The sequence below is a fragment of the Aerococcus christensenii genome (assembly GCF_001543105.1).
Lineage (GTDB): Bacteria > Bacillota > Bacilli > Lactobacillales > Aerococcaceae > Aerococcus > Aerococcus christensenii.
The window spans coordinates 1,109,917-1,131,407 of sequence record NZ_CP014159.1; the positions used below are offsets into that span (position 1 = coordinate 1,109,917).

The 21,491-nt window shown below is 38.7% G+C and carries 16 protein-coding genes and 1 tRNA gene; 14 read left to right on the forward strand and 3 right to left on the reverse strand.

The window, feature by feature from the left end; translation table 11 throughout:
• Window positions 1-103: 103 nt before the first annotated feature.
• From AWM71_RS05300 to AWM71_RS05315, 4 genes are all read left to right on the forward strand, one after another.
• Window positions 104-1,369, forward strand: coding sequence for an extracellular solute-binding protein (locus AWM71_RS05300; protein ID WP_060776976.1), 1,266 nt, complete (start codon window positions 104-106; stop codon window positions 1,367-1,369).
• A gap of 116 nt (window positions 1,370-1,485) precedes the next feature.
• A complete protein-coding gene (locus AWM71_RS05305) occupies window positions 1,486-2,751 on the forward strand; it encodes a carbohydrate ABC transporter permease (protein ID WP_060777468.1) in 1,266 nt (421 codons plus the stop codon).
• Window positions 2,752-3,609 (forward strand): sugar ABC transporter permease, encoded by an 858-nt coding sequence (locus AWM71_RS05310; RefSeq protein ID WP_060776977.1) that lies wholly within the window; start codon window positions 2,752-2,754, stop codon window positions 3,607-3,609.
• A gap of 12 nt (window positions 3,610-3,621) precedes the next feature.
• Window positions 3,622-4,452 (forward strand): hypothetical protein, encoded by an 831-nt coding sequence (locus AWM71_RS05315; RefSeq protein WP_060776978.1) that lies wholly within the window; start codon window positions 3,622-3,624, stop codon window positions 4,450-4,452.
• 158 nt (window positions 4,453-4,610) lie between these two features.
• On the opposite strand, the gene malQ is transcribed toward AWM71_RS05315, so the two are convergent.
• A complete protein-coding gene (malQ, locus tag AWM71_RS05320; RefSeq protein ID WP_060776979.1) occupies window positions 4,611-6,110 on the reverse strand; it encodes a 4-alpha-glucanotransferase in 1,500 nt (499 codons plus the stop codon).
• 253 nt (window positions 6,111-6,363) lie between these two features.
• Between malQ and AWM71_RS05325 the strand changes: the two genes are divergently transcribed.
• The 10 genes from AWM71_RS05325 to rny all read left to right on the forward strand — a co-directional run bounded on the left by AWM71_RS05325 (window position 6,364) and on the right by rny (window position 20,316).
• On the forward strand, window positions 6,364-7,668 hold the full coding sequence (locus tag AWM71_RS05325) for an alpha-amylase family glycosyl hydrolase (RefSeq protein WP_060776980.1): 1,305 nt from the start codon (window positions 6,364-6,366) through the stop codon (window positions 7,666-7,668).
• 25 nt (window positions 7,669-7,693) lie between these two features.
• Window positions 7,694-8,800, forward strand: coding sequence for an ABC transporter ATP-binding protein (locus AWM71_RS05330; protein ID WP_060776981.1), 1,107 nt, complete (start codon window positions 7,694-7,696; stop codon window positions 8,798-8,800).
• Window positions 8,801-8,921: 121 nt separating this feature from the next.
• Window positions 8,922-9,761, forward strand: coding sequence for an endonuclease/exonuclease/phosphatase family protein (locus tag AWM71_RS05335; RefSeq protein WP_158320035.1), 840 nt, complete (start codon window positions 8,922-8,924; stop codon window positions 9,759-9,761).
• Window positions 9,762-9,826: 65 nt separating this feature from the next.
• Complete coding sequence (gene pepV, locus AWM71_RS05340; protein WP_060776983.1) at window positions 9,827-11,215, forward strand: dipeptidase PepV; 1,389 nt, start codon at window positions 9,827-9,829, stop codon at window positions 11,213-11,215.
• 1 nt (window position 11,216) lies between these two features.
• Entirely contained in the window at window positions 11,217-11,978 is a 762-nt protein-coding gene (locus AWM71_RS05345; RefSeq protein WP_060776984.1) for a TrmH family RNA methyltransferase, read from the forward strand.
• A gap of 357 nt (window positions 11,979-12,335) precedes the next feature.
• Entirely contained in the window at window positions 12,336-13,385 is a 1,050-nt protein-coding gene (gene pheS / locus AWM71_RS05350) for a phenylalanine--tRNA ligase subunit alpha (protein WP_060776985.1), read from the forward strand.
• A gap of 8 nt (window positions 13,386-13,393) precedes the next feature.
• Window positions 13,394-15,814, forward strand: coding sequence for a phenylalanine--tRNA ligase subunit beta (pheT, locus tag AWM71_RS05355; RefSeq protein WP_060776986.1), 2,421 nt, complete (start codon window positions 13,394-13,396; stop codon window positions 15,812-15,814).
• A 197-nt stretch (window positions 15,815-16,011) separates the two neighbouring features.
• On the forward strand, window positions 16,012-17,430 hold the full coding sequence (locus tag AWM71_RS05360) for an alanine/glycine:cation symporter family protein (protein WP_060776987.1): 1,419 nt from the start codon (window positions 16,012-16,014) through the stop codon (window positions 17,428-17,430).
• 101 nt (window positions 17,431-17,531) lie between these two features.
• Window positions 17,532-18,530, forward strand: a complete 999-nt coding sequence (gene pta, locus AWM71_RS05365; RefSeq protein ID WP_060776988.1) for a phosphate acetyltransferase — start codon at window positions 17,532-17,534, stop codon at window positions 18,528-18,530.
• A 214-nt stretch (window positions 18,531-18,744) separates the two neighbouring features.
• Window positions 18,745-20,316, forward strand: a complete 1,572-nt coding sequence (rny, locus tag AWM71_RS05370; protein WP_060776989.1) for a ribonuclease Y — start codon at window positions 18,745-18,747, stop codon at window positions 20,314-20,316.
• A 307-nt stretch (window positions 20,317-20,623) separates the two neighbouring features.
• On the opposite strand, the gene AWM71_RS05375 is transcribed toward rny, so the two are convergent.
• A tRNA-Ser gene (locus tag AWM71_RS05375) sits at window positions 20,624-20,711 on the reverse strand.
• Window positions 20,712-20,753: 42 nt separating this feature from the next.
• Window positions 20,754-21,335, reverse strand: coding sequence for a histidine phosphatase family protein (locus tag AWM71_RS05380; protein WP_060776990.1), 582 nt, complete (start codon window positions 21,333-21,335; stop codon window positions 20,754-20,756).
• Window positions 21,336-21,491 lie beyond the last annotated feature (156 nt).

Below are 21,491 nucleotides of genomic sequence, written 5' to 3' on the forward strand. Positions count from 1 at the left end.
TTTCAAAAACATTTCGCGAAAGCGCTTGCGCAAATGAAGAAAAGCTATTATAATAATCTTGTAAGCGATTGAATAATAAAATTTATATAAAGGAGTAGTTAATATGGAATTTAAGAAATGGCGTAAAGTGCTACTTACTGGAGCAGCAGCTCTTGCTTTAGCCGCTTGTGGCTCTCAAAAAACAGATAATAAAACAGCAAACAAAGCCGATAGTGGCGATAAAACTAAGTTAGTTGTTGGCGTTGACAAAATTTATTCAGAATACATGAAAGACATTAAGGATAAATTTGAAAAAGATAATAAAATAACTTTGGAAATTAAAGAAGTTAACCAATCAGATGTTCTAACGAACTTACCAACAGATGGTCCAACCGGTTCAGCTCCAGATGTGATGATGGCACCTTATGACCGCGTAGGTGGTTTAGGACAACAAGGTCATTTAGCAGAAGTTAAATTAGAAAATACAGACCAATACGATGACAAGATGAAGAGCATGGTAACTTTAGATGGCAAGGTTTATGGTCAACCAAATGTTATTGAAACTTTAGTTCTTTACTACAACAAAGACTTACTCAAAGAAGCCCCTAAGACTTTTGAAGATTTGGAAAAATTACAAAAAGATCCTAAATATGCTTTCGAAGGTGAATCCGGTAAGTCTACTGGTTTCTTGGCAGATTGGACGAACTTCTACTATTCTTACGGGGTAAGTGCAGGATATGGAGCTTATGTCTTTGGGAAGAACGGAACAGATCCTAAAGATATCGGGTTAGCTGCTGGAGATTCTGAAAAAGCACTTGAATATGTGAAGAAATGGTATGACACATGGCCACAAGGTATGAAGGACGCTTCTAAATCTGGAGCCTTTGCTTCTGAACAATTTATCGGCAAGAAAGCTGCCGCTATTATTGACGGCCCATGGAAAGCTGCTTCCTTCAAACAAGCTAAAGTTAACTATGGAGCAACTACTATTCCTACTTTACCAAACGGCAAGACATATAGTCCTTTTGCTGGTGGGAAAGCTTGGGTAATCTCCAATTACTCTAAGAACAAAGAAGGCGCTCAAAAATTCTTAGCTTACATTACAGGTGAAGAAGCTCAAAAGAAATTCTTCGATAAGACACAAGAAGTACCAGCAACAAAAGTTGGACGTAAATATGCGGATGAAAAAGGTACAGATTTAACCAAGGCGATTGTTAAACAATTCGAAAATTCTCAACCAATGCCAAATATTCCTGAAATGGCTGAAGTTTGGAACCCAGGAAAAGCAATGTACTTTGATGTAGCATCCGGTAAGAAAGATGCAAAAACTGCAATTAAAGATGCTGTAGAAGCTATTAAGAGCGCTATTGAGCAAAAATTTGCCAAATAGGATGATAAAGTAAACTTATAAAAAGGGGCTGGACAAGAAGTGCCTGGCTCCTTTTTATCATAGAAAAGAGGGACACCAAAGTGAAAGAAGAAGCGAACCATTCGGTGAAAAAGGCCATGTGGTTATCTCTCATTCCAGGCTTGGGGCAGTTCTATAATCAGCAAAAACTGAAAGGACTCATTCTGTTTGTAGGGTTTCTGTTAGAAATCATAGAAATAGTCACGTTTGGAATACCTGCTATTCAAGGCTTGATAACTCTAGGGACTACCCCGATGAAAGACCACTCGCTCTTTTTATTAATTGAAGGAGCTATTCAACTTATCGCTATTATTTTGTTCATTTTCTACCATGCTATATGTATGGCAGATGCCAAAATAGTTAGAGAAGGTATTGAAAAAGGACATCCTGTTTCAAAAGATATGAAGAGTATGCTTAAAAATATCTATCAAAACGGATTTGCTTATCTATTAATTATTCCAGCTTACTTAATTATGCTGTTTACTATTGTATTTCCGGTTATTGTGACGTTAATGATTGCGTTTACCAACTATGATTTTAATCATATACCACCGAACCGATTAATTGATTGGGTAGGGGCTAAAAATTTCTTGAACATCGTACGGCTAAGCACCTTTAAGTCTGCCTTTACGGCCGTCTTATCTTGGACGGTGATTTGGACACTTTTGGCGTCCACCTTGCAGATTGTGATTGGAATAGCTACAGCTGTTATTGCCAATCAACCTTTTATTAAGTTTAAACGCTTGTTTGGGGTAATTTTCCTATTACCTTGGGCAGTACCTGCTTTCGTTTCTATTATGAGTTTTTCTAACTTCTTCAATGACTCCATTGGAGCGATGAATGTTCAAGTGTTACCATTCTTAGAAAAAATTATTCCTTTCCTCCATTTTGGATTAATTCCTTGGAAGACAGAGCCAACTTGGTCAAAAGTAGCGATTATTATGATTCAAGGGTGGTTAGGTTTCCCATATGTTTATGTTTTAACCTCTGGGATTCTTCAATCCATCCCTCAAGATCTCTATGAAGCCGCAACTGTGGATGGGGCAAGCGCTTGGCAAAAATTTAGAAATATTACCTTACCGATGATTTTTGCAGTGGCTGCACCAACCTTTATTTCTCAATACACCTTTAACTTTAACAACTTCTCTATGATTTACCTCTTCAACGAAGGAGGACCTGGTAGTGTAGGTGGAGGTGCAGGGGCCACAGATATCTTAATTTCTTGGATTTACAAGTTAACTACACAAAACGCTCCACAATATTCTATGGCTGCTGCGGTGACCTTGATTATTTCCCTGATTGTGATTTCGATTTCTTTAGTTACTTTCAAGAAATTACATGCTTTTGAAATGGAGGAGAGATAGATGGCTAGTTTAAAAGTTCAAAGCTCCACTAAACGGAAGCGAATGATTTCTCATTCTTTAACTTATCTGTATCTTTTAATTCTTAGTGTGATTATTCTCTTTCCGTTAATGGTTACAGTTTCTTCCGCCTTTAAAGTTGGAAATGTAACGGCCTTTACTTTAGACTTGAAGAGTCAATTTAGTTTAGAAAATTTTAGGCGTCTCTTCCATGAAACGCTTTATGTTCGCTGGTATCTCAATACCTTATGGGTGGCCGTATGGACCATGCTTATTCAGGTCCTGGTTGTTACTTTGACGGGGTATGCTTACAGTCGGTATAATTTCGTCGGACGGAAGAAGAGTCTGATCCTCTTCTTGATTATCCAGATGGTGCCAACTACCGCTTCTTTGACCGCTTTCTTCGTTATGGCTTGGTTATTTCATGCCTTGAATGAATATTGGTTCTTGATTATGATCTATGTTGGCGGCGGAATTCCAATGAATGCTTGGCTGATGAAGGGATACTTTGATACAGTTCCTTTCGATTTAGATGAGTCCGCTCGCTTAGATGGTGCAGGCCACCTACGAATTTTTGGACAGATTGTCTTGCCATTAGTTCGGCCAATGATTGCTGTTCAAGCCTTATGGGCATTTATGGGACCTTTCGGTGATTTCATGTTGGCTAAGTTCCTCTTACGGGATCAAAAAGCTTACACGGTCGCAGTTGGTTTACAAACCTTTATTTCAGATTCTAAAAAACCTGAAGTCACACTCTTTGCTGCAGGAGCAATTTTGATAGCAGTACCAATATCTATTCTCTTCTTCCTCTTACAAAAGAATTTTGTGTCTGGCTTGACGTCAGGAGGAACGAAGGGTTAGTCAGGAGATCGAATGAAAAGTTTAGGATTACCGCTTCGCTATTTATGCGCCATTATGTCGCCTAAGAAGTTGTTTCAGCTACGTCGATTGCTTAAATGGCAAGAGATAGTGATGTTAATTATTATCTTGAATGCTTGTTTATTTTTGCCAACGATATATAGCGAGATCCAAGTAGAAGATTATTCTTTAGACCGAATTGTAGAAGGCGGATTGGTGATGATTAATGAACAGACGGCCAGTGCTTTGAAACAAGGTGAAATTAGGAATAATCATTATACTGGGCAACACATGGCGAAATCTTCTCAAGAAGGAAAGATTCTTGTTTTACCTAATCAAGATTCAATTGAACAGATCAAACAAGAAGAGACACCCTCTCTTATTTTAACTGGGGATCAATGGATTTTTCATTATGGACCAGACAAGTCAATTACTTTCCCTGTTTATGGAGAAAATATTGAGTGTACGAAGTGGACATCCGATGATGAAGTCAAGAAATTTGTGAACCAACAATGGTTTCTATCTAATAAAAAGACAGTCATTCTCTATCTATTGATGGTAGCTATGGCCTTATTTATAGGGAATAGTCTATTTTTGGTGATACTTGGTGGTTTCTTTCTATCATTAGTAAAGAAATCTAAACTTTTTCACATTAGAAGCTTCAAGGAAGGCGTGTCGTTAATGGTGGGCTGCTTAGGATTACCAACGCTATTAGCTGCTGCAAGTGGATTTATTTTTAAGTCTCCCATCCTGATGCTTAATGTGCAAATGATTGGTACAATTTTGATGGTGGTCCTTGTTTTCTATAAGACGCAATTTAGAGATCCCCTTATAGAAGAAAATTAAAAGGAAAAAGACTCAGATTCGATGCAGAAATCTGAGCCTTTTTAATTAATAAAAATGAAGTATGGGTTACTCTTACAAGAATAGATGAAAAAGGGCTTCTCGCTGTTTTGGAGAAGTCCTTTTTATTTTTAGAAGTGACTTTCTGATTAATGAAGGGTTTAACCTTTATAAGCAGGATTTAAGCGATGATAGATTTGAGTCAACTGACGCAATTTATCAGCAAGTGCAGGGGTGAGTTGTCCCTCTAACATCCGCCATTGCCAGTTGCCTCCAAGGGTAGAAGGAATGTTGATCCTAGCTCGATCATCTAACTCAAGTAAATCTTGCATGGTGTAAATAGCGGTGTTGGCTGGAGAAGCAGCAATTGCTCGGTTGAGCATCTCTGGAACAGATTCTTCAGGATGACGTTTAATGTAGTTTTCAGCACAAGCTTTTTCTTGATCGCTAGCGGTAAGATACCAGCCGAGACCTGTTTGATTATCATGGGTCCCCACATAAGCAATGGAATTCGAATCATAATTATGAGGAAGTTCAATACTGTCATTCCCATCAAAGGCAAATTCAAGAACATGCATTCCTGGAAAACCGCAATCTTTCAAAAGTTGAGCGACTTCTGGTGTAGGATAGCCAAGGTCTTCTGCAATAATATGGACGTCTCCTAAGGCTTCCTTAACAGCTTTAAAGAGAGCGTAGCCAGGGCCTTTTGCCCAATGACCAGGGGCAGCATCTTTTGAACCAAATGGAATTTCCCAGAAGGATTCAAAACCTCTAAAGTGGTCAATGCGAACAACATCGTAGAGCTTCAAGCTTTCTTGAATCCGCCAAATCCACCATTGATAGTGATCTTCTGCCATAGCGTCCCAATTATAGATAGGGTTGCCCCAAAGTTGGCCACCTTTTGTAAAACCATCAGGTGGGCAGCCAGCAACTAGGGTAGATTGTCCATTATCATCTACTTTGAAGAAGTGGGGCATCTGCCACATTTCGACACTATCCCCTGAAACATAGATAGGCATATCTCCAATAATTTGAATATGGTTTTGGTTGGCGTATTCTTTGAGTAGGTACCATTGCCTGAAGAAGAAGAATTGCGTCACGAGATGATAATCAATGACGTCTTTTTGTTGGGCTAAGAGTTGGCTAAGAGCAGGTTCTTGACGTAACCGAATAGGTGGATCCCAATTAGATACGGATTCGAGAAGGAAGTGTTCCTTACAAGCCATATATTGGGCGAAAGGAATCAACCATTTTTCATTTTCACGAATAAAGTCTTGATAAGCCGTCCAGTTAGGTTTATCTTGGAGAAATTTTTTGACCGCTTTTTCTAAAAGAGGACGCTTGGTATGAAAGAGAGTGGCGTAATCGATATTTTCTGGATCTTTCCCAAAAGATATGTTTTCATAGTCGTTTTTCTCTAATAGTCCCCATTGGTATAATATTTCTAAGTCGATGAAATACGTGTTCCCTGCAAAGGCAGAGAAAGATTGGTAGGGAGAATCTCCATAGCTTGTGGTTCCTAGAGGTAAGATTTGCCAATAGGTTTGGCCAGAATTGACAAGAAAATCTATAAAGTGATAAGCTGATTGCCCAAAAGTTCCAATGCCTTCATGATTGGGTAAGGAAGATATGGGCATTAAAACGCCGCTTGAGCGTAACATAGAAAGGCCTCCTTTAAAAAATAAGAATAGTAGCATTTTGCATAGTTTATTATAAAAAATCTAAGTACACAATGCAAACGTTTTCGGTAAAAATAGAAAAAAGTTTTTAAACAAAAGAGAGGAAATTTTTAAGAGAATATCTTAAAAAAAATAGCTGTAAGCATTGAAAGCGTTTTAAAATTAACGTATAATATTCTTATAAGCGCTAACGTTTGCATAACTTAGCCAATTTGCAAAGAGATGGAGGAAAGTTATGACTTCTACAACGTCAAACGCCTTATTGAATCAAAGTATTTATCAAGTTTTTGTCAGAAATTATGGCCCAGAAGGAACCTTCGATGAAGTGACCGCTGATTTGGATCGAATTAAGGCTTTAGGTTTTGATTATCTTTATCTATTACCCATTTTTCCAATTGGAAAGAAAAATCGAAAGGGAACATTAGGTTCCCCTTATGCGATCCGTGATTATATGGCGATTAATCCTGAACTAGGAGATTTGAATTCTTTTAAGCGTTTAGTGAAAGCTTGTCATGATCGGCACATGAAAGTGATGCTTGATATTGTGTTTAATCACACGGCACCTGATCATTATTGGACGGTAGATCATCCTGAATATTATTATCACAGAGAGGATGGTTCTTTTGGCAATCGGGTGGGCGACTGGAGCGATATTATTGATTTAGATTTATCTCATCCAGGACTTCGTCAAGAATTGATCAACACGCTGAAATATTGGGCCAAAGAAGGTGTAGATGCCTTTCGATGTGATGTGGCTAGCTTGTTACCCTTAGATTTTTGGTTAGAAGCTCGTCAAGAAATTCAAAAGGTTCATCCTGATCATGTATGGTTAGCGGAGAGTGTAGAACCTCAATTTATTCGCCAGTTGCGTTCAGAAGGGATGCACCCTATCACAGATTCGGAAGTCTACCAAGCTTTTGATTGCGCCTATGAATATGATATTTTAGCGAACTTTTATCAGGTCTTAGAAGGAAAGGCGTCTCTTCGTTTATGGAAGTACTTACTGAATTTTCAGCAAGCCATTTATCCAGAGAATGCGATTAAAGTGCGCACTTTAGAAAATCATGATCAAGAACGGATCAGAAGTCGCGTGAAGAGTGAGCGAAGCAACTTGAATTGTTTAGCTTATAGTTTCTTCTGTAAGGGAATGGGCTTTGTTTATAATGGGCAGGAGTTTCAGTATGCTAAGCGAACGACTTTATTTGATAAGGCGCCCATTGATTGGAACACGCCATCTCCTAAGTACTTGACTTTGTTGAAACGCATGCTTCAGCTAAAAAAAGAAGATTATTTCTCACAGCATAAGCAATTTTATGTTGTAGAAGATGATCAAGAGGCGTTAGAATTACGTTATGAAACCAAGAAAGAATTCATAGTGGGTGTGTTTGATATTTTGGATCAAAAAGGGACCTATCACATTGATCTTCCGGATGGTAGCTACATTAATCAAATTAATCAAGAGGAAATTGAAATTAAGGCAGGCCAATTGGATCTTGCTTTGGCACCGTTTATTATTCACTCCAAGACGAAGAACGCATAAGTAAGTCAAGAAAAGAGGAAAAGAAATGGTAAAAATTGATTTAGATCATATCTATAAAAAATATTCAAAAAATGATTTTTATAATGTGACGGATTTTAATTTAGAAATTCAGGATAAAGAATTTATTGTGTTTGTTGGCCCATCTGGGTGTGGAAAATCAACAACCTTGAGAATGATCGCAGGCTTGGAAGATATTACCAAGGGTGAATTACGTATTGATGGCGAAGTAATGAATGACGTTGAGCCTAAAGATCGTGATATTGCGATGGTTTTCCAAAACTATGCCTTATATCCTCATATGACAGTATTTGATAATATGGCGTTTGGCTTGAAATTACGGAAATATTCCCAAGAAGAAATTAAAAAACGCGTGGAAAATGCAGCAGATATTTTAGGCTTAAACGGTTTATTAGAACGTAAACCAGCCGCTTTGTCTGGTGGGCAACGGCAACGTGTGGCTTTGGGAAGAGCAATTGTTCGTGATGCCAAGGTCTTCTTGATGGATGAGCCGCTTTCCAACTTGGATGCGAAACTTCGGGTTCAGATGCGGGCAGAAATTGCTAAATTGCATCAATCTCTAGGCACCACTACGATTTATGTAACTCACGATCAAACAGAAGCTATGACGATGGCCTCTCGAATTGTTGTTATGAAAGACGGGATTGTTCAACAAATTGGTACCCCACAAGAAGTGTATAACTTCCCAAAGAATGTTTTTGTGGCGGGCTTCATAGGATCTCCTGCTGCTAACTTCTTTAAGGTCTTAGTGAAGGAAGATCATGTGGAACATGAATCGGGCTTACATTTAGAATTACCAGAACCTGCTAGAGAATTATTAGCGAATGCAGGTTATATAAATAAAGAAGTAATTATGTCGATTCGACCAGAAGATATTAAATCTGAACAAATCTTTTTAGATTCAACGCCTGGTTCCCTTGTGGAAGGTCAAGTCGTGGTTTCAGAACTCTTGGGCGCAGAAAGTATGTTGTACTCTAAGATTGGAGATACAGAATTTGTTGCTAAAATTAATGCACGCGATATGCACCAACCAGGAGAAACTGTACAATTAGGTTTCGATATGAATAAAGTTCGCTTCTTCGATTTTGAAACAGAAAATGTTATTGAGGGGTAAGGGAATAAAAAAAGAGCAACCGGAAAAAATTCTTCGGTTGCTCTTTTACAATGAAAATGAATTTTATAAAATAGGGAGTAGAGGACAAAGACAACGAAATCAAATCGCAGGAAAGGAATATATGAAAGTACTCACTTTAAACACACATGCCTGGCTAGAAGAAAAGACACTAGAAAAAATAAAAGAAGTAGCTCAGGTTATTGCAAGAGAAGATTTTGATGTGATTAGTTTGCAAGAAGTCAATCAGTTGGTCACCGCTAAAGAAGTGGATGAAAACTGCTTAGGAAAATATTATCAGGCCTTGGACCAAGAAGTAAGAATTAAGGAAGATAATTATGTCTGGTTGCTCGTTCAAGCTTTAAATGAGTTGAGGTGTTCTTATTATTGGACATGGGCCTACAGTCATTTAGGCTATGAACGCTTTGATGAAGGCGTGGCTTTATTGAGCAAAACTTCTTTTTCAGCCGAACCAATAGTCGTATCTGCATGTAAGGATCCAAATGATTATCATCGTAGAGTCATCATTCAAGCAGAGATAGTGACTGAGAGGGGGCAATTGCAGGTATGGAGTGTTCATTATTCTTGGTGGTCAAAAGAAGAAAGAGAAGATGGCTTTCAAAGGGAGTGGAGGCGGACGTTAGAAGTGAGTGATCATTTTGTAGGACCTTCTCTTTTACTCGGAGACTGTAATGCGCCCACTCATAGAAGGGGAGAAAGTTATGATCTCCTTCTGAAAAGTCGATTAAAAGACAGTTACTATCTTGCCAAAAAGAAAAGAGGAAAGGTAACTACCCTATCTGGAATTGCAGGATGGGCCCAAGAGACACCGCCTCAACGGATTGATCATGTCTTTGTGACATCTCCTTTTCAGGTAGAGGATTATCGCGTGATGTTTGATGGGAAAGAAGAGTCTGTGGTCAGCGATCATTACGGAGTGAGTGTTTCTCTAAGGCTTGAGTAAAGATGAGGGAAAAGAGATATGCAGAAAATAGAGTATGATATAATGAGCAAACAGGAGGGAAGCTTATGAAAATTAATTGGCAAGAAGAAGTCTCCAAAATCAAGGAGGCGTATTTTGAAGATTTATGTACCTTGTTAAGAATACCGAGTGTAAGAGAAGACGATAAAGCCACAGAAGAGGCGCCATTTGGACCTGGACCTAAGAAGGCTTTAGATACTTTCTTAGAAATGGCAAAACGAGACGGTTTTCCCACGAAGAATGTGGCAAATGTTGCGGGGCGTTTAGAATTTGGCCAAGGAAATGAAATTATGGGAATCATCGGGCATTTAGACGTTGTTCCAGTAGATGATTCTTGGTTAACAGATCCCTTTGAGCCTACTTTTAAAGATGGCAAGCTGTATGCACGTGGCGTGAGTGATGATAAGGGGCCAATGTTAGCTTGCTACTACGCTTTAAAGATGATTAGAAATTTAAAATTACCTGTTTCTAAAAAAGTTCACTTTATTGTAGGGACAGATGAAGAAAGTGATTGGAGATGTTTACATCGGTATCTGGAAACAGAACCTCTTCCTGACTTTGGAATTTCTCCAGATGCCATGTTTCCTGTCATTAACGGAGAAAAGGGCGGATATACGGTTGATTTGAAATTTGGTGCTTTACAGGGAGTTTTGAAATCTTTTACTGCAGGGCAGAGAGAAAATATGGTACCAGGGGAAGCAACTGCTGTGATTGAAGGTTTTAACCCCCTTCTTGTTCAAGAAGCAGCTGATCAATTCAATGCTCAACAGTCTGTGCAGATCACTGTGGAAGAAAAGGGACAAGAACTGACAGTAATCGCTCATGGCAAGGTCTCTCATGGAGCTTTCCCAGAAAATGGACACAATGCTGCTACTTATTTAGCTGCCTTTTTGACTAGCTTAGATGCTAAATTAGAAAAAGATCCCTATTTAAGCTTTATTGCTAACGTTTTACATTTAGACTTTAAGGGACAAAAGGTAGGTATCAGTCATCACGATCCTGTGATGGGAGATCTTTCCTTGAATTCAGGGGTCTTTTATAAAGAAGGCGATAAACAAGTAATTACGGTCAATATTCGTTTCCCTCAAGGGCAAAGTTTTGAACAATTAGATGCTCGATTTGATGAATTAGGACAACAATTTGGTTTTGAACGGGTAACTGGTCCTTCTAACAAGCTACCGCATTATGTTCCAATGGACGATCCTTTGGTAAAAACTTTACTAGCAGTATATGAAGAACATACTGGCATGGAAGGCTATGAGACAGTGATCGGTGGAGGAACTTATGCTCGTTTGATGAAGCGTGGGGTAGCTTTTGGTGCAGAATTCCCAGATGAAGAAAATACCATGCATGAACCGAATGAAGTTCAGAGCCTTGATCGGTTATTATTGACGATTGCGATCTATGCCGATGCGATCTATCGGTTGATTCAGTAAAATGATTACTTCAAAAAATAACCCCACGATTAAAGCTTTAAAAAAATTACATACCAGAAAAGGGCGGCAGAAGGCCCATCAATATCTTATTGAAGGCCCTCATTTAGTGAAAGAAGCCATCCAATCTCAAGCGCCGATTAAAGCAATCTATGCCTTAGAAGAGAAGAGAGAAGAGGACTACAAATCCTATCCTTTAGAAACGATTTCTTCTGAAGTAGCCGATGCTTTGAGTCAGACAGAACAAACACAAGGAGTTTATGCTTTGATTGGCCTTAGAGAAGAGGTAAATTTAGAGCCTACAAGCCCTCATATTTTGTTAGTAGATGCCATTCAAGACCCCGGCAATTTAGGAACTTTGATTCGGACAGCCGATGCTTTCTCATATCGAGATATTTATTTAGGACAAGGGACAATTGATCCTTATAATGATAAGGTGGTCCGTTCCATGCAAGGCAGTCAGTTTCATGTGAATCTTCATCAAGTAGATCTTGAGAAATGGATTCCAAGGCTTCAGTCCAAAGGTTATCTGATTATGGCTACGGAATTGAATCCTTCTGCCCAAGCTTTAGAAAGGTTGAGCTTTAATCCTCATCAAAAATTCGGAATTGTTTTAGGCAATGAGGGAAATGGCGTTTGTTCCTCTGTTATTGAAAAAAGTGATCTTTCTCTTTATATTACAATGCCTGGATGTGCTGAGTCCTTAAATGTTGCTATTGCAGGAGCTATTGCCATGCATCACTTTGTTTCTGTACCTTCAGTATAAAAAAGCAAGAGTTCCAAGAATAAAGTTGACTATTTGGGAGGGACTCGTTAAAATAGGAAAAAGTAAATAATTAATTAACGTTGAAAGAAGACGACATAACTTAACAATTTTCAGGAAAAGAAACCAGCGATTGAAAGTTTCTTAATTGGAGGTTATGATCTTTTCACTTCTGGAGTCGGCATCGGGCGATCATTTCAAAAGATGTCACGGATAAGCGCGATATAGCTTAACCAAGTGTTTATTTAGAAATAAAAACTAGGGTGGTACCGCGGTCTCTCGTCCCTTTTTTAGGGTGAGAGGCCTTTTTTGTTGAAGTGAGTTTTAGAGCGTTAACTTACAATTTGAAAGGAGTCAGAAATGGATATTATTGCTGATCTAAAGAAAATCGAACAAACCATTCAAGAAAAAGTCCAATCCATTGGACGTTTAGAAGATATTCAAGACATTCGTGTGAAATATCTTGGGAAAAAAGGCCCCATCACAGAAGCTTTGAGGCATATGAAGGATTTAAGTGCAGAAGAGCGGCCAAAAGTAGGTGCTTATGCGAATCAATTGAAGAATAAAGTTTCTTCTGCCCTCCAAGAGAAAGAAGAAGTCTTAGAACAAGAAGCTTTAAAAGCCAAATTAGAGGCAGAGAGCTTAGATGTGACTCTCCCAGGCAAGCGGCATCAAATGGGGTACCGTCATATTATTAGTCAAGTTATGGAAGAAATTGAAGATCTTTTCCTTGCTCAAGGCTATAAGATTGTCAATGGGACAGAGTTGGAATCTGATTATTACAATTTTAAACGGATGAATCTTCCAGAAAACCATCCTGCCAGAGATATGCAAGATACTTTCTATATTGAAGAAGACAAGGTCTTGCTTCGGACGCATACGTCACCTGTTCAAGCACATGCCATGGATGCCCATGATTTCTCTAAGGGGCCTCTTCAAATGATCAGCCCTGGGAAAGTATATCGCCGGGATGCAGATGATGCCACCCACTCGCATCAATTCCATCAAATTGAAGGATTGGTTGTAGCTGAAAATGTAGGACTAGCTGATCTGAAAGGAACTCTTGAATTATTTGCTAAGCATATGTTTGGTGAAGAACGCCAAATCCGTTTACGCCCATCCTACTTTCCATTTACAGAGCCTTCTGTAGAGATTGATATTTCTTGTTTCAAATGTGAAGGCAAGGGCTGTAATATCTGTAAAGGAAGCGGTTGGATTGAAATTTTAGGAGGCGGTATGGTTCATCCGAATGTCCTTGAAATGTCAGGCATTGATAGCAGTAAGTATTCAGGGTATGCCTTTGGTCTTGGACCAGATCGGGTTGCGATGTTGAAGTACGGAATTGAAGATATTCGTCACTTCTATCAAAATGATTTGCGCTTTGTTCGTCAATTTCAAGAAAGAGGGTAAGAGAAGGCATGTTAGTCTCCTATAAATGGTTAAACGAATATGTGGATATAAAAGATATTGAAGTAGAAGATTTGGCTGATTTGATGTCTCGAACTGGCTTAGAGGTTGAAGGTATCGAACAGTTTGGAAAAGATTTGAAAAAAGTGGTAGTTGGTCACACCCTAAAGGTAGAAGATCATCCAGATGCGAGTCATCTACACGTCTGCCAGGTAGATGTAGGGGAAGAAGACCCTCTACAAATTGTATGTGGGGCACCGAATATTGCAGAAAATCAAAAGGTGATTGTCGCTTTACCGAATTCACGGGTAGCTGGCAATATAAAAATTAAAAAAGGTAAATTACGTGGCGTCGTTTCTCAAGGAATGATCTGTTCCTTACAAGAAATTGGCATTCCTGAAAATGTGGTGCCTAAGGCTTATGCGGATGGCATTATGGTTTTACCAGAAGATGCCCCTGTTGGAGAAGATATCAAAACTTACTTGGGCTTAGAGGATCCTATCTTAGATATTGATATTACGCCTAACCGTGCAGATGCTTTATCGCTTCGAGGGGTTGCTCATGAAGTGGGTGCAATCTATGATCGAAAAGTTACTTTTCCAACTTCTCCAGAAGAAGTGGAAGGAAACTTGAAGGATGAAGTGGAGTTAAAAGTAGAAGATACGACACTTTTCCCTGAATACAATGCTTTCTTGGTAAAAAATGTCAAAGTTCAACCTAGCCCACTCAAAATTCAAATGCGATTGATGAAGGAAGGAATTCGTCCAATCAATAATGTGGTGGACGCAACGAACTATGTCCTCTTAGAATATGGACAACCTCTCCACGCTTTTGACTACGATAAGTTGAAGAGCAAGGTGATTGCCCCCCGTTTAGCCCGCAAAGGGGAAACGTTAGTGACTTTGGATGGAATTGAACGTCAACTCACCTCTCATGACTTGGTGATTACAGCAGGGGATGAACCTGTGGCTTTAGCGGGTATTATGGGCGGCTTAGAGACAGAGGTTGATGAGCATACGACTACCGTAATGATTGAAGCCGCTCAATTTGAAGGCGGACACATCAGAAAAACAGCGCGTCGTTTATCCTTACACAGTGAGTCCAGTTTGCGTAATGAACGTGGAGTAAACAAGGCCACGATTGCAGAAGCAGGCGCTTATGCTGCACGTTTAATGGAAGAATGGGCAGGGGGGCATAGAGTCCCAGGAAAGACCCAGCACTCTGTAGTAGATACGGCGCCTGTTCAGGTTCAATCTGATCTCGCCTATATTAACCGCATGCTGGGCATGACTTTAACTTACGAAGAAATGTTAGAATGCTTCCGTAAATTAGGCTTCCCTGTTGAAGGCACAGCAGAAAACTTTACGGTTTCTGTGCCTGCAAGACGGTGGGATATTCACATTCCTGCTGACTTAGTGGAAGAAGTCGCTCGCATTTATGGTTATGATAAATTACCTTCTCACTTGCCAGCTATTCCACCAGTAAATCTAGGTTTGAATGCATGGCAAAGATTTGTACGTCAATCTTCTCGCTGCTTAGAAGCTTTAGGATTTAATCAAGTGATTGCTTATAGCTTAACCAGTGAAAACAAGGTGAAAGTCCTCCAATCACATCCTCATGAGTCGGTTGTTTTAGATTTTCCAATGAGTGATGACCGGAAGCTATTAAGAACGAACTTATTAACGACCTTGCTGGATATTGCTCAATACAATATTAATCGAAATGTAAAAAATGTTCAGATTTATGAAGTAGGTCGTGTATTCTATGCAGATCAAATAGAAGATGGACTTCCAAAAGAAGAAAGCCATGCGGCAGGTCTTTGGACAGGAAATATCAGTGAAAAAGGCTGGCAAGAAGATGCCATTCCTGTTGACTTCTATGCAATGAAGGGTGCTGTTGAAGAATTTCTTGAACAAATGAATTGTTTAGATGAGATGACTTTCCAAGCAGCGCATGATCTTCCAGATACTCATCCTGGACGCACTGCGATTATCCGAATTGGGGATAAAGAAGTCGGCTACTTAGCTCAATTGCATCCTCAAACAGCTAAAGCTTATAATTTAGCAGCAAATACCTTTGTTTTTGAAGTTAATATGGAAGCTATCTTTGCTTTGCCAGAAAAAGAAGTTGTTCAAAAGCCTCTTCCTAAATATCCAAGCGTTGCGCGTGATATTGCTTTAGTGGTGAAGGAAGAAGTAACGAATGAAGAGATTTGTCAAATGATTCGCCAATCCAGCAAAGCTTATCTCACCCATATTAAACTCTTTGATATTTATCGTGGAAAAGGAATTGAAGAAGGATATAAATCAATGGCTTATCAATTAACCTATCAAAATCCTGAAGCTACTTTGGTAGATGATGAAGTCAATACAGATTTTGAAAAAATCAAAGACGGGCTACGTGACCAATTGTCAGCGGTCATTCGTGACTAATTAAGAAATATTTGAAGAATGAGAGATGGTGTTGCTTCCTAAAATTGAGAGGCAAGGCCATCTTTTTTGCTTTTTAGATGGAGTAAGAAGGTAATCATACAAAGAAAAGATGACAAGGAATGTTAAGATAAAGTTGATCTTATTTTATTTTTTCGATAATATGATGAAGTTGTTAAGATGAAAAAGGAGGATGTTTTGTGACAGAAACGATATTAAATACCATCACACCGATTAGTGATTTCTTATATTATCCAATTTTAGTGGCTCTTTTATTAGGAATTGGCCTCTATTTTACAGTGAAGACGCAATTCGTTCAGGTGAGCGAATTTAAAGATGCGATTTCTGTTATCATGGAGAAACCCGAAGAAGAAGGTTCTGTTTCTTCTTTCCAAGCTTTAATGGTTTCTACAGCTTCACGAGTAGGGACAGGGAACATTGTTGGCGTATCTACTGCGATTTGTTTGGGAGGATATGGAGCGGTTTTTTGGATGTGGGTAGTGGCTTTAATTGGAGGCGCTTCGGCTTTCATTGAATCTACTTTAGCTCAAATTTATAAGAAACGCGGAATCGGCAATTCTTGTTATGGTGGTCCTTCCTACTATATTGAAACAGCTCTCAATAAGAGATGGTTAGGTATTATTTTTTCAATTTTTTTGATTTTAACGTATGCGATAGGTTTTAATATGTTAGCGGCTTACAACGTGCAAGATGCTTTCAAGGTGTATTCTTTTTACCATGAGACATATACTCCGTTAATTATTGGCGCCCTTTTAGCTGCAGTTACCGCCTTTTGTATTTTTGGAGGGGGTAAGCGCATTATTAAATTTACGACATTTTTAGTGCCTTTTATGGGAATTATTTATGTAGTTGTAGCACTTATTATGATTCTTTTTAATATTACTTTTTTACCAACTGTCTTCAAATTCATTATGCAAGACGCTTTTAATTTTAAAGCTATTTTCTCTGGAATTGCAGGATCAAGTATGATGTTTGGAATTAAGCGGGGCCTTTTTTCAAATGAAGCCGGGATCGGTTCGGCGCCAAATGCGGCAGCTTCAGCCCATATTTCTCATCCGGTCAAACAAGGGTTGGTACAGATGATTTCTGTGTTTATTGATACCTTACTTATCTGTTCAGCGACCGCTTTCATGTGTTTGTGTTCAGGCATTGCACCAAGTGCTGAATTATCTGGAGCAGCTTATGTCCAAGTGGCCTTTTCTACCTTGTTTGGACATTATGGAAACTTCTTTATCACTCTTTCTTTAATGTTATTTGGTTTTACAACAGTTATTGGCAACCTTTTCTATGTTGATAATAATATTGCTTACATTTTTAGAGGAATGCCTCGCCGAGGATTTATGTTAGTCTATCGGGCACTTGCAGTGTTAGTGATTTTTGTTGGTTCGCTTCAACAAGCAGATCTAGCTTGGGGAACAGCAGATTTGCTGATGGCTTTGATGGCCTTGATTAACTTACCAGCTATCTTGATTTTGAGTAAGGTTGCTTTAAGAGCTCTTGATGATTATAGGCAACAAGCCAAACAAGGCAAAAATCCTGTCTTTAAGGCCCAAAATATAGGAATGGATGATCAGAAGCTCGATTTTTGGAAAGATTAAGTTCTTTAGTACAATTTTTGAACGCCTGTGCGAAATATTTTTAGTCAGTAATTTTTTGTGGTAGAATCTATCTAGAATAAGATTTGGAGGTAAATCGCAAAATGGCTTTATTTGATGATTTGAAAGCAAAAATCAAAAATGAAAATGTTCGTATTGTTTTCCCTGAGGCAACAGATGTTCGTATTCAAGGAGCAGCTGCTCGTTTGAAAGCTGATCAATTAGTAGAACCTCTATTAATTGGAAATCCAGAGCAAGTAAAAGAAGAAGCAAAGAAAAACGGCATTGATTTAGAAGGAATTCAAATTCTTGATCCTGAAAATTATGAAGATTTTGATAAAATGGTAGGAGCTTTTGTAGAACGGCGTAAAGGCAAAGCTACGGAAGAAAAAGCACGTGAATTATTGAAAGACGTCAATTATTTCGGAACAATGTTAGTTTACTTAGGTTTATGTGATGGATTAGTTTCCGGCGCTTGTCACGCAACAGGTGATACTGTGCGTCCCGCTTTGCAAATTATTAAAACAAAAGCTGGCGTCCACAATGTTTCTGGTGCTTTCTTATTAAGTCGTCCAAAAGAAGATGGCAGTGAAGAGAAGTACATGATGGGGGACTGCGCGATTACCATTAATCCAGATGCTCCAACTTTAGCTGAAATTGGGATTGTAACAGGACATACCGCTAAAATGTTTGGTGTAGAACCAAATATTGCTTTCCTCAGCTTCTCTACCAAGGGCTCTGCTTCTTCACCAGAACAAGAAAAAGCCGCAGAAGCTGCGAAATTAGCTCAAGAACAAGCCCCAGCAGACTTTAATGTAGATGGCGAAATGCAATTAGATGCTGCTTTAGTTCCATCTGTTGGTCAAGCAAAGGCTCCAGGGTCTAAGGTCGCTGGACATGCTAAAGTTTTGATCTTCCCTGAAATTCAATCTGGGAACATTGGTTACAAGATTGCTCAACGCTTTGGCGGATTTGAAGCCATTGGACCTATCTTACAAGGCATGGCTAAACCTGTGAATGACCTTTCACGGGGATGCAATGAAGAAGACGCTTATAAATTGGCCATCGTTACAGCTAATCAATTCTTAGCAGGTAAAGAATAAATTTTATTATGAGTCACTGAAAGGTAGCTTTGAAGAGCTACCTTTTTTGTTGGCATGAAGCTTAGTTTTTTCATGCAATAGAAATTCTTTTTGAAAAAGGTTGCTTTGTGAAGAGTTGACATTGCTATAAAAAAAATATAAAATTTAACTATATGCTTTGTTTTTAAAATTTTCATTTTAAGAAAAAAGTAAGTAATTATACGGAGGTGAAACTATGGGTTTTAATACAATTGCCTTCGTTATTGTTACTTTAATTGTTGGCCTCTTTGCTGGTAGTCTAATGGGCTATAAACGGCGTCAAAAAGTAGAAGAAGAGGAACGTAGCGAAGCACAACTGACTGCGAAAGGCATTATTATAAAAGCCAATCAAGATGCAGAAGCAAAACGTAAAGAAATTCTTCTAAATGCCAAAGAAAAAGCACAAGATTATCGAAATAAAGTGGAAGACGAATTAATAGAACGTCGTCAAGAAATATCCGTTAAAGAACAAAGACTCTTTCAAAGAGAAGAAAGTTTGGATCGTCGAGAGACTGTCTTAACGAATAAAGAGAACGATCAATTATCTAAGGAACAATCTTTACAAGATCGTTTGAAAAATGTTTCAGTGAAAGAAGAAAAAGCGGATAGCCTCATTCAAGAACGACAATCTGAAATTGAAAAAATTTCTAGAATGACGCAAGAAGAGGCTTCTCGTTTAATTCTTAAAGAAACGGAAGAAAATTTATCGAATGACATTGCTATTCGAATTCGAAATGCTGAGGAAGAATACCGTGAGAAAGCACATAAACTTGCAACCTCTATTATTTTGCAAGCGATTGAGACCTCTGCTGCAGATACAGTGGCAGATTCTTCTATTACGCGTATTGATCTCCCAAATGAAGATATGAAGGGACGAATTATCGGGAAGGACGGTCGGAACATAAAAACCATCGAAGCACTTACTGGGATTGATTTAATTATTGATGATACTCCAGAAACGGTTGTGTTGAGTGGTTTTGATCCGATTCGAAGAGAAATTGCTCGGATTTCTTTAGAAAGTTTAATGAAAGATGGGCGTATTCATCCCGCTAAAATCGAAGAAGCAGTGGATCGGGCACATAAGACGATGGACACTAAAATCCGGGATATTGGTGAAGAAACAACCTTTGATTTAGGAATTCATGATATGCATCCTGATTTAATCAAATTTATTGGCCGGTTAAATTATCGCACGTCTTATGGACAAAATGTCTTAAATCACAGCATTGAAGTCGCGCGTTTGGCAGGAATTATTGCTGCTGAATTAGGGGAAGATGAATTGACCGCCAAACGTGCTGGGTTACTTCATGATATCGGAAAGTCTGTGGACCATGAAGTGGAAGGGACCCACGTTGAAATCGGCGTGGAACTTGCTCGGAAGTATGGGGAACCAGAAACGGTGCTTAATGCAATTGCTGCTCATCATGGGGACGTTGAATCTGCATCGATCACAGCTATTGTTGTTCAAGTGGCTGATGCTTTGTCTGCTGCTCGTCCGGGAGCAAGAAGTGAGTCTTTAGAGAATTATATTCAACGCTTGAGAAGTTTGGAAGCTTTAGCTAATGAATTTCCAGGAGTTAAGAAGACTTATGCTATTCAAGCCGGTCGTGAAATTCGCGTGATTGTTCAACCAGATAAAGTGGATGATTTAGGAATTATCAAGCTGTCTCATGATATTTCTAAGCGTGTCGAAGATGAATTGGACTATCCTGGTCAAATTAAAGTAACGGTAATTCGGGAAAACCGATCCGTAGATTATGCAAGATAATGAAATTCTTTGTTAGCCCTTAGCTTGCAAAGAGAAAAAGCCATGTTCAAGAAATGAACATGGCTTTTATTGATTTAAGAATATTTTGAACGATAAGTAGCAAAATTTATAAAAATAGCTAAGAGAATGCCTAATAAAAACAACGAACCATTTATGTCCACTGTTTATTTTTCTTTTTTATTAGCCCTCGGGGTAGAACTTTTATTGGTAGGTGTTAAAAACTAATGGTAAATTGATTTTTAAATGAAAATCTACGCTTCGAAATCTTTGTTATATTATTACCTTAACAATCGTAAAAATACTATAACGGAGACGGTGGGATTCGAACCCACGTGCCGGTTTCCCGACAACTTGATTTCGAGTCAAGCGCGTTACGGCCTCTTCGCTACGTCTCCTTCAAGGTAACGTTATTATTATACTGTTTAGACCATTAAAAATCAAGAATTTTTGAGAGGGTCGATAATTGTCTGAAGGCTTAGGCGACCTTCCTCCCAGATAAAATGAAAAATAAAACAATTACCAATAGGAGGAATATCTTGACAATATTGAGTGAGGAACTGGTAGATAACAGAACCGTGAGAAACCATTAGCACTTTGGAAGGATCTGCTTGCTTTTCCAAAAAGGACAAAATCCCTTGAGTAATTCGTTCTTGAACGTGAGTGCCATCTTCTCCTCCGAAGGCAACAAAGTAGTCTTTTTTGGGGGGATTGTTCAAAGAAACGGTGACTTTTTTGCGAGATTTACTTTCTAAACTTCCATAGCCCCATTCTCTTAAAAAGGTTTGTTTATGGACAGGGAGAGCATAGTCGGTAGCTAATTGAGCGGTTTGATAAGCGCGATCGAGGTCTGAACTCAGGATTTGATCAAAAGTGATCCCGTTCTTCTGAAAGTAAGCATGGGCAGCTTTGGCTTGGAGGATGCCTTCTTGGGTAAGGGGAGAATTACTCCAGCCTTGAATTCGATAAGAAACATTATATTCTGTTTGTCCGTGACGCATTAAGAATAATTCTTTTGACATGAGATACTCCTTGAAATTGTAATCTTCGCTAAGTTTAGCACTTTATGGACAAGAAGTTAATCTTTTTAAGGCCTTTCTTTGAGAATCGATGGAAAAATTGACAAGAATTTAAGTGTAAAGCCCTTCAGGTTCTGTGATAAAATAAAAGAGATGTCA